General features: G+C 35.0%; 14 protein-coding genes. 7 read left to right on the top strand and 7 right to left on the bottom strand.

Features of this window, described 5'->3' with window-relative positions:
- Positions 1 to 41: 41 nt before the first annotated feature.
- Positions 42 to 179 carry a hypothetical protein gene (locus tag LJY09_RS08260; protein ID WP_165635762.1) on the bottom strand — a complete coding sequence of 46 codons (138 nt, stop codon included), beginning with the start codon at positions 177 to 179 and terminating at the stop codon, positions 42 to 44.
- Positions 180 to 681: 502 nt separating this feature from the next.
- Between LJY09_RS08260 and LJY09_RS08255 the strand changes: the two genes are divergently transcribed.
- A complete protein-coding gene (locus tag LJY09_RS08255) occupies positions 682 to 903 on the top strand; it encodes a hypothetical protein (RefSeq protein WP_098999970.1) in 222 nt (73 codons plus the stop codon).
- 79 nt (positions 904 to 982) lie between these two features.
- Here the strand turns inward: LJY09_RS08255 and LJY09_RS08250 are convergent, their stop codons facing one another.
- Positions 983 to 2,479 (bottom strand): class I adenylate-forming enzyme family protein, encoded by a 1,497-nt coding sequence (locus tag LJY09_RS08250; RefSeq protein WP_154972781.1) that lies wholly within the window; start codon positions 2,477 to 2,479, stop codon positions 983 to 985.
- 442 nt (positions 2,480 to 2,921) lie between these two features.
- Here LJY09_RS08250 and cax point away from each other — a divergent pair, with 442 nt between their 5' ends.
- Complete coding sequence (cax, locus tag LJY09_RS08245; protein ID WP_048018640.1) at positions 2,922 to 3,965, top strand: calcium/proton exchanger; 1,044 nt, start codon at positions 2,922 to 2,924, stop codon at positions 3,963 to 3,965.
- Positions 3,966 to 4,331: 366 nt separating this feature from the next.
- Entirely contained in the window at positions 4,332 to 5,846 is a 1,515-nt protein-coding gene (locus LJY09_RS08240) for an arylsulfotransferase family protein (protein WP_098999973.1), read from the top strand.
- Positions 5,847 to 5,956: 110 nt separating this feature from the next.
- Here the strand turns inward: LJY09_RS08240 and LJY09_RS08235 are convergent, their stop codons facing one another.
- The 4 genes from LJY09_RS08235 to LJY09_RS08220 all read right to left on the bottom strand — a co-directional run bounded on the left by LJY09_RS08235 (position 5,957) and on the right by LJY09_RS08220 (position 8,077).
- Positions 5,957 to 6,355 (bottom strand): hypothetical protein, encoded by a 399-nt coding sequence (locus tag LJY09_RS08235; RefSeq protein WP_034327810.1) that lies wholly within the window; start codon positions 6,353 to 6,355, stop codon positions 5,957 to 5,959.
- A 136-nt stretch (positions 6,356 to 6,491) separates the two neighbouring features.
- Positions 6,492 to 6,674: a hypothetical protein gene (locus LJY09_RS08230; RefSeq protein ID WP_014460704.1), complete on the bottom strand. Its 183-nt coding sequence runs from the start codon at positions 6,672 to 6,674 to the stop codon at positions 6,492 to 6,494.
- Positions 6,675 to 6,837: 163 nt separating this feature from the next.
- Positions 6,838 to 7,326, bottom strand: a complete 489-nt coding sequence (locus LJY09_RS08225; protein ID WP_099330823.1) for a hypothetical protein — start codon at positions 7,324 to 7,326, stop codon at positions 6,838 to 6,840.
- 163 nt (positions 7,327 to 7,489) lie between these two features.
- Positions 7,490 to 8,077 carry an NDxxF motif lipoprotein gene (locus LJY09_RS08220; protein WP_228307660.1) on the bottom strand — a complete coding sequence of 196 codons (588 nt, stop codon included), beginning with the start codon at positions 8,075 to 8,077 and terminating at the stop codon, positions 7,490 to 7,492.
- Positions 8,078 to 8,269: 192 nt separating this feature from the next.
- On the opposite strand from LJY09_RS08220, the gene LJY09_RS08215 reads away from it, so the two are divergent.
- From LJY09_RS08215 to LJY09_RS08200, 4 genes are all read left to right on the top strand, one after another.
- Positions 8,270 to 9,163, top strand: coding sequence for an AraC family transcriptional regulator (locus LJY09_RS08215; RefSeq protein ID WP_154972777.1), 894 nt, complete (start codon positions 8,270 to 8,272; stop codon positions 9,161 to 9,163).
- Between the two features lie 502 nt (positions 9,164 to 9,665).
- Entirely contained in the window at positions 9,666 to 11,168 is a 1,503-nt protein-coding gene (locus LJY09_RS08210) for a spore germination protein (protein WP_098999979.1), read from the top strand.
- Positions 11,169 to 11,198: 30 nt separating this feature from the next.
- Positions 11,199 to 12,392 (top strand): Ger(x)C family spore germination protein, encoded by a 1,194-nt coding sequence (locus LJY09_RS08205; protein WP_154972776.1) that lies wholly within the window; start codon positions 11,199 to 11,201, stop codon positions 12,390 to 12,392.
- A 19-nt stretch (positions 12,393 to 12,411) separates the two neighbouring features.
- Positions 12,412 to 13,515, top strand: a complete 1,104-nt coding sequence (locus LJY09_RS08200) for a GerAB/ArcD/ProY family transporter (protein ID WP_098999982.1) — start codon at positions 12,412 to 12,414, stop codon at positions 13,513 to 13,515.
- Between the two features lie 9 nt (positions 13,516 to 13,524).
- Here the strand turns inward: LJY09_RS08200 and LJY09_RS08195 are convergent, their stop codons facing one another.
- The gene (locus LJY09_RS08195; RefSeq protein WP_228307659.1) at positions 13,525 to 13,737 is read right to left on the bottom strand and encodes a YczF family membrane protein; all 213 of its coding nucleotides are present in this window, start codon (positions 13,735 to 13,737) and stop codon (positions 13,525 to 13,527) included.
- Positions 13,738 to 13,921: the final 184 nt, after the last annotated feature.

The following is a 13,921-nucleotide window of genomic DNA, read 5'->3' as shown; positions in this document are numbered from 1 at the left end:
TTTGCTTGAATACTCCATTCACATCTTTATGTATAAAAGGATCATTCATTCTTAACAAAACGTTTATTTCTTTTTTTAACTTGAACGACTTTATAAATAAACAAACCTAAAGAAACCAATAAAATTAACCAAAAGATTTGAAAAGCTACGTCCGCCCAATTAACACTTGATATATCCATATTATCGCCTCCTATATCTTTTACGAACGAATTTCATAAAAGTTCCATATTTGTATTATTTATTGTGTTTTCTAAGTGATATTCTCACTTGCACTTTAGAACCTCCTATAATCAGTCTTAACTTTAAATGTATTAAAAAAGGGGAATACACTTTGTAAAAAGGTGTGATTTTATTAACTTTTTACGTATTACCACAACGGCTGTTGTTCTTTCTTTTTTTGGTGTGATATTCAGAATCGTTTACGGCCAAATAATTGGAGAAAAAGATTTTCAATTAGAAAGTCTCATTGGTCTCTTCGTTGGATTTTTTGTGAGTATTTTTTTCATTTATTGTTTTAATGATTATCGCGAAAAGAAAAAACATAATTAATTCACTAATTAGCAAACGAAGTGCTCGCTGTAAATTTTAATAATCTAGAATGACTTTCCGCACAACTTTCATAAAAGCAGGTATTTAGGATAAATTATTACTGAAGAAACATATGCTACTGGAGGTCGTAACTTGTTAATAGGTGAGATTGTTCAAAAGCTAAATAATGGTGCTTCTTATGAAGATATTGCTTCTTCCATTAAAATTAGTGAAGATATCTTGAAAGATGATTTAAAGAAATTCGGATTTCACTACGATGATAAAGAAAGAAATCTCGTATTTACAGGATACGAATCTGAATATGAAAATACACTTTGTGTTTGTTACTCTGATATCAGGAAACTTTCTACTTAACATTTTTGCGTTAAAATGATATTACTTCTATTAAATTATAAAAGCGCGGGCTGCATTCAGTCCGCGCTTTTAACCCTCTTCATTTTAGCTCTCTTTTTAATACTTTACCGAGCTGGTTTTTAGGGAGTTGATCAACAAAATAAACTTCCGGAACTTTGTAACTTGCTAGACGATCACTACAATAGTTTAGAATATCTTCTTTTGTTAAAGAAGAATGAGGATCCTTTACTACATAAGCTCTAGGTTTTTCTCCATAAACAGGATCTTCTACTCCTACTACAGCAGCTTCTATAACCGTACCTATTTGCTCAATGATTTCTTCGACCTGATCGGGATAGATATTATCGCCGCCATATACGATAACATCTTTATAGCGTCCCATAATATATAAAAAGCCGTCTTGATCTATCTTTCCAGCGTCCCCCATATAGAACCAGCCATCTCTAAGAACTTTGTCAGTCGCCTCTTGATTATGCCAATAGCCTTTAAAACAATAGGGGCTTTTTATAATAATCTCTCCAACTTCTCCCGTTTTCATTTCTTGTCCTGAATCAGGATCCATAATTTTTACTTCTACACCAGAAAGAGGCTTGCCTGCGGATTCAATTTTTTCATCTCCCATATTTGGTGTCCATACACTGACTGTCCATGCTTCTGTACTTCCATACCCTTGTATCATGCTGATGTCTAATTTTTCATATTCCTGAATAAGATAAGCAGGAACTTTTGCCCCTCCGGCAATAGCAACCTTTAGTGAAGATTTCTTTGACCCTGCATTTTTCACTACTTCGAGCATTTGCATATACGTAGAGGGAAACGCTAACATCATAGTGATCTTATGAGTTTCAATCGTTTCCCAAATGATTTCCGGTGTAGGATCTGACAACAGAAATAACCCCATTCCGTTGGAAACAGATTTCAAAATATTATTAATAGAACTCATATGATAAAAAGGATGCGAGGCAAGAAATCGACCATCTTCTTCATAATCGATTCGTTGACTCGATGGTTGTATATAAGAATACACATGACCATGTTCAATCATACAGCCTTTTGCGTTACCAGTAGTTCCAGAAGTAAAAAGAAGCATCGCAATGTCATCTTGGAAGACCTGTATATTTGGATTTGATGTGGAGTACGTAGAAAAAATTTCATTATATTCTTCAACTGTCTCCACACTATTTTTTCTTCCTACTTGTAAAGTAATAACGTCATTTAATAGTTCAGAATCAAAAGGAATAACCTCATGAAATTTTTGGTCGTAGAAAATAACTTTAGGTTGTGCACTGTCTAAAATATCGATAATTTCATACTTCGTCAGCTGCCAGCTAATAGGAACCGCTACGGCTCCAATTCTTAATGCAGCTAGCAGAATGGTAGGAAACGGATGATTATTTTGACATAGAATTGCAATTCGATCTCCTTTTTTAACATTATGGCTTAACAGGTAATGAGCCAGCTGATTGACACGTTCATTATATTCTTTAAATGTATGGAAAGATGTACTCCAAATTAAAGCCTCTTTTTCAGCAGATTGTTTAGCTCTTTGCTCTAATAGTTCTCCAAGTGTATACATGATAGCTCTCTCCTTTAATGATAATTACCAGTTTGAATCATATTTAAATGGTGCTTCCTTCTAATTATTTTTAATTCTATAAACTACATTACCCACACTTAACGTTAACGCAAACGTAAATTATAGACGTTTGAAAAATTCATATCTTTTTAGCATGTAAAAGATACATATTAGTCATTCAGAAAAGACTATTCCATATACTTTGAAGCTTATGCTGAGGAATTCATAGCGTTTGATCTTGTAGGATTCTTTTCTTTTTTTAACTTTAGTCTCCTTTTGTAGCAGCTATTACGTATGTTCTCTTTCTATGCATCGAGTTAATTGCTAGTTGCACTCTCCATGTGAATAACAAAAGTCTTAAGAGTTATATTAATAAAAACGCTAAGATAATATAGAGCTTCTCTTCTTGCTATAGGATCTATAAATGACCATGGAGGAAAATATGAATAAAGTCTTTTTTATTTTTATGATTATTGGTGTACCTCTTTCAATTATTGGCAGCATGTTTAATTGGAATTATATTTTCATGTTTTTTATTTATTGCGTGACATTAATTAGTTTGGCTAATTACATTAGACGTTCCACTGAAAGCCTTAGCGTTGTAGTAGGTCCAACAGCAGGCGGATTACTGAACGCTACGTTTGGCAACGCTGCGGAAATTATTATTTCATTTTTTGCATTAAGTAAAGGATTAAATACAATCGTTATTTCCTCCATTACGGGAGCAGTTCTTGTTAATCTTCTTTTTGCCAGTGGAATATCCATGATCGTTGGAGGTATTCGATTTAAAAAGCAAAAATTTAGTGTGTTTAAAACACGACATAATACTTCCCTCTTAATGTTTGCTATTATCGTAACTTTTGTATTGCCATTTATCTTTGCAAAACGCTTGGATGATAAAGATATGCAGGTTCTATCCACTTCTTTTGCTATTGTGATGCTGACCATTTACCTGCTTGCTCTTCTTTTTAAACTTGTCACACATAAAGGGATTTTCACCGGAAACTCAGAAGAAAATGGAGAGGAACCAGAATGGGGAAAAAAGAAAGCAATCGTTGTGCTTGGACTGGCCACAATTGTACTAGCTTATATTAGTGAAAAACTTGTTGGCACCATTGAGCCAGTAGGTGATGCCTTAGGCTGGAGTCACGTTTTTATTGGAATTATTGTTGTGGCCATAGTGGGAAGTGCTGCAGAGTACGTGTCAGCAATTGCCATGGCCTATAATAACAGAATGGACGTAATGGTGGAGATCTCCATTGGTTCAACCGTCCAAACGGCCATGTTTGTTGCTCCTATACTTGTTCTGTTCTCATACTTGTATGATTTCTTGCCTCTTGTGTTTAATACAGCAGAAATGATTGCGATGATTCTTGCCGCTCTCATGACGGTGACCGTTGTGAACGATGGTGATTCCAACTGGTTCGAGGGTGTTTTACTTGTTGGTACCTACATTGCGATAGGCTTTAGTTTTTACCTTTTATAGAATTTTCTCAAGAAAAAGATGAAAATTTCAGCTTACATAAAGACAAAGCTTAATCATCTTTTTAAATCTTGACGAATAATATATACACAAAAATTTGCTTTTCTTTTGCATGGTTTTCAACTTTAAACACAATTAAAGTATTGCTGTATTGATAATATATAATCGTATATGAACAAGAAAAACGAGCTCTTATCTGCTAAGAGCTTGTTTTTTATATTTATTTTATCTACCTTACATATAACCGTTTCAAATAAACAAAAGACACCAGTAAACCTAAAATGTATGTACATATTTTGAAGCGAATGACATATTAATAGCTCAAGAGACAGTGTTTACTAATAAAAGTTAGAGGAGATGAGAGTGAGAATGGATAAGTTTAATTCACAATCATCCACTGATCATCCAAACCCGCAAGTATGGAATTTTGTTTCGGCTCCTAATTTACATCCCATGAAGGTTACCATTACTACTAATAAGCCTGGAACAGCTCCCGGCCTATTATTTGTTGCACCCTATACGGTATATGGAGCAGCGATGATTGGACAGACCGGCGCACTAATTATGGATCAGACGGGTAATCCAGTGTGGTTTAGACCGCTTGCTAGTAGGTATATCCAAAATACAGACTTTCGAGTACAAATGTACTGTGGGAACCCTGTTCTTACGATGTGGCAAGGGACAATTTCAGGAACTCAAACCGCAACCCCAAACCTTCCAGCTGGTGATCCTGAACCTGGTGCTTATTTTCAAATTATCAACCAGCATTATGAGGTCATTAAAAAGTTATTTGCTAAAAAAGGATTTACAGCTGATGTGCATGAGTTTACAATCACCAAACGGAATACGGCTTTGTTTACAGCCGTAAAACAAATACCCGCAGATTTATCTAAGTATGGAGGGCCATTACATGGGTATTTTAGTAATTACTCTATTCAAGAAGTAGACATTGAGACGGGAGAGCTTCTTTTCTTTTGGGATGTACTTAAACATATTAATCCATCTGATTCGATGGTACCTGCTTCATCCGCAACAAGCTCTAATAATATATGGGATTGTTACCACGTAAATTCAGTCGAAGAAGGTCCAAACAATACACTTTTAGTGAGCATGCGTAGTATGTGGGCTATTTATAATATTGACAAAGAAACGGGAAAGGTAATTTGGCAACTTGGTGGAAAGCAAAGTAATTTTAGGCTTGGACCGAACGCTAAATTTTCTTGGCAGCATGATGCGCGCTACAGGTCCGAAAACAGGATAAGCTTGTTTGACAATGCCTGCTGTGCTTCTCCTGATTCTCCACCTCAAGGGCAAGCGCGTGGTTTAATTCTTCACTTAGATTATAACCACAAGGTTGCAAATGTAAATCGAACATATTATCATGACCCCGCTTTATATGTTCCAAGTCAAGGAAATGCGCAAAAGCTTTCCAATGGAAATCAACTCATTGGGTGGGGACAAGAACCGTACCTTTCGGAATTTAGGAACGCTGGCAATACACGGAGAAACCCTTCATTTAATTTGTTATATGATATGCAGTATCCAAATCAGAATCTTTCGTATCGAGCCTTTAAAAATAAGTGGGTAGGTCTCCCACTTTATCCGCCTAGCATAACTGTAGACTTATTGCCCGACGGTGAAGCTACAGTTTACGCATCATGGAATGGTTCAACAGAAACAGTCGCTTGGCAGGTGCTGGCGGGACCAACACCTTTTAAATTGTCAGTAGTGGTATTTAGTACCCCTCGTACTGGATTTGAAACAGATATTCATGCTGAGGCAGGTGGTCCCTATTTTCAAGTCAAAGCATTAGATTCATGCGGGAACGTCATTGGTACATCACCAACTACTTACGTGAAAATAAGACGAAATAGACGAAAGTGAGCATTAATAATCCTCTATTAGATTTTTTAAAATGTTCGTATAGTGCCCCTACTCTGAAGACCTGGGGGAATACTTGATATAGATGAGTATGGGGTGCTTTTTCTCTCGAATTACTTACCTTTTAAAACAACATCTTCTGATTTGTCATTCCATTTAACAGTTAAAATCAAATGTTTAGATTTCATTATACCTTCACTAGCGTCAACCTTTACTTTCTCTTTAAAATTCCCTTCTTCATTTAACCTTGCGTCTCTCACTGCAATTCCATTTTGATTATTTGAAGTGTCTAAATTAATTCCAAAATCCCCTACGTTTTCTACCTTACCACCTAGATAATTTAAGTTAATTTGAGCTGTTTCTTTACTATTTTCAACGGGATATAACGTAATAGTAGCTGACCAGCTTTGAGTTTCACCTGAAAACTCTAAAGGATCCCCAGCTTTACTTTGACATCCAACTAATGAAACAAAAAAGAAAAGACTAAATAAAGCAATACAAAACTTTCTCATCCTCGTCCTCCATGTAAACAGCATAATGTCATTTTTACTAACTTATATTTTATTGAAATATATCCTTAGTCAACTTGCCGTTAGTTTAAACAATGAAAGGTCTCCCAGAAATAATTCTGAGAGACTAGTAAAAAAATTAACCTGTGAAAAAACTTACAACACCTATCAGCACAAAAAATATGAGAATTGCAGATAGAATGAGTACAACTGTAAAGATAGGTTTATACTTTGCTCTATTTTCTTGATTACTTATCTTATTATGTAAATCATCTAACTTTCTTTCAATTTCATCCAGACGTTTTTCAGTGTTAATATCCATCACCTCCTACCTTTTATACGAATTACTTCTCTAAAATCTTCCTAATTACTGTATTTTAAAGAATATATATGTAAAAATGCTTTAAATTGTGTGTATAGTTAGTTACCAAAATCCTCTTTTCCCATAGTAAACGTTCATTAAAAAACAAAAATCTTAATCTAAATCAAAAGTGAAATGGACTTACTTGTTTGATAATAAACGAAATAATAAACGAAACAGCAATTGTTGCCGCTAGCTGCTTTGGAGTTTTGTAAAGGACTACGCATAAAACAGCATACATAATGAATTCTTCAATATAGTTTACATGTATGTAAAATATTCCAACCGCTAAAGAAAGACTTAACAATAACCCCATAGGCAACGCTGGTAATATCCAAGCTAGACGTAAATTATTTTTAGCCATCCATACAATATCTGCTAGAAACGGAGACGCTAGTGCGATACTTCCCCACAGTAAAAAATAACTAGTTGGAAAAAATCCAAATAAAAAAGCGGAATATATATAATAGCCTGTTAGCATTCCTATAAAGAACATGAATGTATTAAGAGCCGCACTAATTTTGGTTTTACTATACGCAGCTATAAGGGTAGCAATCAGTACCCAAATCCCTGTCCTCGAACACAAACCTCCAAAATATGGCAGAATATTCATCCGCCAACTTCCATCAACACCTGCAACAGTATCTAAATATTTGGTTGCTATCCCCAAAGCTGTACCGAAGACTAAATAGATAATAGAAAATGCAAGTTTGTTTGTAGACTTAACTATTCCAATAGTAAACTCCCCCTAACCAAAGAAAATCTATTAAAATGTTTTAACTCTTTCGTCCAAAAGCTTTTGTATCAATATTTTTGTCATCTAGGAAACTCTCTATCTTTATCTGCTCTCTTCCATTTACACTTTTATTTTTATTCATAAGTGACTCAATTTCTGTTTCAGAAAAATCTCCTTCACTCATATGCTCAACCATGTCATCGATTGCTTGATCCAGTTCATCCAAAATTTGATTGGAACCCATAATATAGCGGCTAATTCTCTCTGAATCTTTTTTATATCCTTCTGGTAAAGTATTGTGCGAAATATAGGTGGAAAAGTTATGATCATTTGCTTTCACCAGGTCTTTTAACTGTTCAAATTTTTTCGCTTGAGCTTTATTTAATTTTTGATCGGACTCCATAATTTCTTCAAATTGATCACCGGTATTGGATAGATCCTCGTTAGTGTCTAAGTATGTCTTTATACTTTCTTTCATTTCTTTTTCATCAATTAAGGCATTATTTTTCGATGAACTAAATATGGAAGTTGGTAATACAATTTTTCCACTAGCTTCTTTTGTACTTTCCTGATAAGAACAAGCGCCTAATAAAAAAATAATTATTAAGCTAAAACAAAGTTTTTTCAATTCAAACGCTCCCTTTAACAATGTATTGGTTCCATTAATTTACATAGAAAATTTTAACATTAAAATCCTCTTAGGACTATACATCTAGAGGCGTATATTGGAAAAGTCCCCTCACCTAATTAAATATAGCAAAAAATGTTAAGAACAAAGATTTGTTTGCTGTTATAGTGAACGTAAGGTAGGTGAATGTAAATGAATTATGTAACTTGTATACAGAGAACGCTGGATTACATTGAGGAGAATTTGGAGACACAAATCACTTTAGAAAAGTTAGCAGAAATTGCCTGTTTTTCTCCTTTTCATTATCACCGTGTCTTCCAAGCCATGGTTGGAGAATCAGTGATGGATTATGTGAGAAAACGAAGACTTACACGCGCAGCAGAACGCTTATTTTTCACAGATGAAAAAGTCATTGATATCGCACTTGATGTTGGTTTCCACTATCAGGAGTCTTTTAACAGAGCGTTCAAAAAATTTTATGATGTTTCACCGAAACAATACCGTAACGCAAGAAGAATATCTGGACCGCTACGGGGAAAAGCCTACCTAACTACCACACTTTTGTCAGGAGGAAATAAAATGGAACCAAAACTAGTCACTAAACCTGCTTTTTATGTCATTGGATATGAGCTAAAAACAAAGAACGAGGGTGGCCAGAATAATAAAGACATTCCTGAATTTTGGCAACAGTACATGCAAAATGGATTAGGCTCTAGAATACCCCATCCCATAAACAAAAACGTGGAGCTTGGTATTTGCACTGACTTTAATCCTGAAACGGGTGAGTTTGTTTATGTAATTGGTATGGAAGTTGAGAAAGACACTCCAGCACCTGAAGGAACAGTTTACAAAAGCTTCCCTGAACTAGAATATGCCGTATTTACTACACCAAAATCAAATGAAGAATCTTTTACTTCTTCCATTCAGTCCACGTGGAATTATGTTTTTACAGAATGGTTCCCTGAATCGGGTTATGAACACTACGGATCAATGGAATTTGAACTGTACGACAAAAGATGTTATGGCTCAGAAAATAAAGAGATTGACATCTACATTCCGGTAAAAAAACAGGCTGTTAAGGCGTAAAAGAGAAAAGCATTCCAAGTAGAAATTCACTTATAATGCTGAACATATTCCTATACAAAAGCCCAATCTCTAAGCACTTATATTTAAGAGAGGGCTTTTTATTCTTTTGCATTGGGAATTTTGGAATCAGCCAATTTGAATATTCCCTTCATTTTTAGTTATCATAATGTACGATATCGGCAATAAAAACATCAGATATACAGAGAAATACGATGTGCTTTTCTCTCCAATTACTTAATTCTTAAAACAATATCTTCTGATCTGTCACTGGATATAAGGTAATACTAGCTAACCCGCTTTGATCTTCTTCTAAAAACTCTAAAGAATCCTCGGCTTTATTTTGACATTCAACTAATACGACAAAAAAGAAAACAAAATTAGATACATTTACTATCACTTTATTTTATGTATTTTCCTCACGTGCATATTTTTTACATTTTATAGGAATGATAACGTTACTCGTTGTATAACAAATATTCACTCATATAAAAGGTGGTAAAACGTGCGACAAAGATATCTTCTGAAAAGCTCTAATAAAGAAAAGACAACAGATTGTTCAGCAACTCCCTTATATGATGATGTAAATAAAAATATAGAGAGACTATTGAACGAATTAGGAAATAGCTCCGATGTATTGGTTCGAATGGTTGAGTCTCCGTATCAAAACACGTTAAAAGCAGCCGTTATTCACCTTGACGGATTAGCAGATGAAAACATTATAAATGAGAATATCATGACTCCTCTTATTCAGTGGCTTAAGGAAAGTAATCAAGTAGTAACCGCCAAAGAGATAGAAGCACAAATACCCCAGATGTTAACTGTATCTCAATTGACTATAAAAGAGAATTGGCATGAATTTATGTCAGCCGTTTTAACTGGTGATACAGTCATACTACTGAATGGAAGTTCTAGAATTTTCATTGGCAATACAAAAAAACTTCAGTCCCGCGCAGTAACAGAACCAACCAGTCAAACGGTTGTTAGAGGACCTAAAGATAGTTTCACAGAGAATTTAAGGACGAATACTTCTTTAATACGAGCTAGAATTCAGGATTCTAATTTACGCTTAGACAGCATGAAAATTGGAAGCGTAACCCAAACAGATATAGGGATCATGTATATTCAAGGGAATGCAGATGAACGTATTGTAGAGGAAGTCAAAGAACGTTTAAAAGAGATTAAGGTAGATGGGGTCCTCGAGTCGAACTATATTGAGGAATTTATCCGGGATGATAGGACGACTATTTTTCCACTTCTATTAAATACGGAACGACCTGATGCCGTTGTAGGAAATTTATTAGAAGGTCGAATTGCTATTATTGTACAAGGAACACCTTTTGTATTAATCGCACCTGCTATTTTTTCTCAATTTTTTCAGTCTCCCGAAGATTATTATCAAAATTATTATATTGCTTCCTTTTTAAGGATACTAAGATTTGGTTCTTTTTTTCTGTCTATGTATGCGTCTGCTATCTATTTAGCATTGATTACGCATCATCAGGGACTTATTCCAAACACATTAATGGTCAGTTTAATGGCGCAAAGAGAAAGAGTTCCTTTTCCAGCAATTGTAGAAATGGTAGTGATGGAATTAGCTTTTGAGATGTTGCGAGAAGCAGGAATCCGAATGCCTAGAGCAATCGGACCAGCAGTCTCAATCGTAGGAGCGCTGATTTTAGGACAAGCAGCTGTAGAAGCAGGTTTTGTATCGGCGGCTGTTGTGATCATTGTTGCTATTTCTGCCATCAGCAATTTTACACTGCCATCTACTAGCATTGTCAATGCGGCCCGTGGTTTTCGGTTTATCTTGATTCTAATTTCAGCATTTATTGGCTTATATGGAATTTTGCTTATGACCTTATGTATATGGCTTCATATAAGTAGTCTAAGATCTTTCGGTATCCCCTACTTTTCACCTTTTGCTCCCTTTGATTTTAAAAAGCAAAAGGATACTTTAGTTCGATTCTCTTTACCATCTCTGTTGAAAAAACATCAAAATAAATAGACGTCATATAAAGATGAATGAGGATAGAAAATGAAAACTTATCTTTCGCTTTTATGGATCGCTGCCATTTGTTTATGCGTTTCAGGATGTTCGAATTACCGAGAATTAAACCAAATAGGAGTTATTATAGGATTGGGAATTGATAAGAATGAAAATTTGGAACAACCTTATAAAGTAACCTATCAGGTCATTAACCCAAGTGGTTTGTCACAAGGCAGTTCGTCGGGAGGACAAGGTCTTCCTGTCATTAACTATACAGTAACGGCCAAAACGTTAGTGGAAGCATTAAAAAAAGCCTCTGTCGTCATCCCAAGAGAACATATTACTTCTCATCTTTCGCTTATCGTTGTAGGTGAAAAGTTAGCAAGAAATGACCTTAGCTCATTATTTGATGCCTTGGATCGAGGCAAGCAAGCTCGTACAAGTATTCCAGTTTTTATTGCACGTGATGGAACTGCTGAGAAATTGCTTGGTGTGATTGAACCTTTCGAGGTTACTCCAGTCAAAAGTATCCTAAGTACAACCCAGAACAATCAAAAAATGTACGGAATAGTTAGTAATGTACAAGCATATGAAGTTATTTCTATGCTTTTGAGTGAGGGAAAAGACCTATCTCTTCCTGGAATCACCATTAACAAACCCTCTCAGAAGTCAGAAGAAGCAGGCAATTTAGAGAATACCAGCCCAAGCGCTATGCAGGTAAAAGGATTAGCTATGTTTAGAAAAGGGAAATTAGTTCAATGGCTGGATGGGGATGAAGCTCGATCTGTTCAACTTGCTACGTCTAAAGTGAAGAGCACGGCCCTTGTTTTCCCTTGTAATATAAATGAGAATATCACAGTTACGACGACCGGAATAAAAAGTCAAATAAAGACAAAAATCCGCCATGGACAACCTTTTATTCATACAGATTTGAATGTGATGGGAGAAATTACGGAAACATCATGCCAGAAAGATTTAAGCAACCCTAAGGTCTTAAAAGAGTTGGAAAAAGAAGTCCAAAATGAACTGCAAAAGGAAATTACAAAGACTATTACCATCGCACAAAAAGAAAAGGCAGATATATTTGGCTTTGGTGATAGCTTATCTCGAACCAACCCTAGTTATTGGCGTCAGCATAAACAGAATTGGAAGAATCTATTTTCAAGTGCGAAGGTATCGATGAATGTGAACGTCAGTATCGTAAATACCGGAATGCGTACAAATCCTTATGAGGTAAATTAGATGAGGAGCTGAAAAAGCGTTGACTAAAATAAAAATCGATGGATTTCAATTATTTTGTATGATGTTTATCTTTATATTGGGCAGTACGTTACTTTTAGATATAGGAAAGGCTGCTAGGCAAGATGCATGGATAGTCCCCCTTTTGGCTACTTTTTTTGGGTGTGTACTGTATTTAGTCTATATCTCCTTATATAAGAGATACCCTAATATGCCTTTGACTGGCTATCTCATTAAAATCTGGGGTAAATACGTAGGCGGTGCTATTAGCTTTTGCTATATTATATATTTTGTTTATATTGCTTCTAGAGTACTACGTGATTTTGAAGAATTACTAATTAGTTCTTCTTACTATGTTACATCGATTATTACGCTGGGCATATGTATGACCTTTGTGTTAATTTATAGTATTTACTTAGGAATAGAAGCATTCGCACGAGTTACATGCTTATGTTTTGTTGTTATTTTACTGACTCTTTTTATATTAAATGTTTTGTATGTAGTAGGAGGCTATATCAAGGTGGAAAACCTTCAACCCGTATTAGCAAATGGATGGGGAAACATAGGGAAAGAGTTAGTCCCTCTTGGTATTACTGTGCCTTTCGGGGAATTGATTACCTTTACTATGATTCTTCCTTATTTGAATAAAAAAAGTCAGGCTGCAGCAATTGGACTATCCGCCATTATAACAGGAGGAATTGTCTTAACCATTAATTCGATTATTCTTTTGTGTGTACTCGGACCAGAGACTGTTTTAAGATCCTCTTTCCCGGCTCTTACAGCTGTGAGTTACATTAACATAGCTAGTTTTATTCAAAGGCTGGATACCTTTATTCTTATTCTCATGGTCATTTTAGGTTTTGTTAAAATAACCATCTATTTCTTTTGTGCAGTGATTGGCGCGGCTGATTTGTTTCGAATGAAATCTTCTGTTACAAACATTTATTTAATTGGCGGTGTTATTTTTTTCTCCTCACTGATGATTGCTCCTAGTTACCAAGCTCATATAAATGAAGGACTCAAAATTGTTCCTTATTTATTGCACCTCCCTTTTCATATAGCAATTCCCATCTTATTGCTGATTACAGCATATATAAAACAAAAAATAAAGCCTGCCCTTTCATGACAAGGGAGGCTATTGTTTTTTTAACACAGGAAAAATGCTAACAGTAACGAACAACAAAGCAAATAAAATAATCAAAAAATAATCTTCCCCACGTGCAATTATAAAATATTGTTTTATATTATAAAGCAATTGAAACATATAGTTTCCCTGAAAAGCGTCAATGAACGCAATAAGAACATAAGCACCCAACGTAATACATAAGGATGGAATTATTTTAGCCATTATATCAGCCTCACCTTTTTCTTTTAAATTGCGGTAAATACTATAAAAATATACAAGGCGTCCATGAGATTTAATACTATTTATTAAATAATTGATCTTCTGCAAAGCAATCTGTTATAAAAACCTTACATAACAAGAATTGTGGACAATGATTTCCAAGGAGCTTTGTTCATTCTAATGCACG

It is taken from the genome of Priestia sp. J2, assembly GCF_020790095.1.
Taxonomy (GTDB): domain Bacteria; phylum Bacillota; class Bacilli; order Bacillales; family Bacillaceae_H; genus Priestia; species Priestia zanthoxyli.
This window is presented reverse-complemented; position numbering and strand designations above follow the sequence as displayed.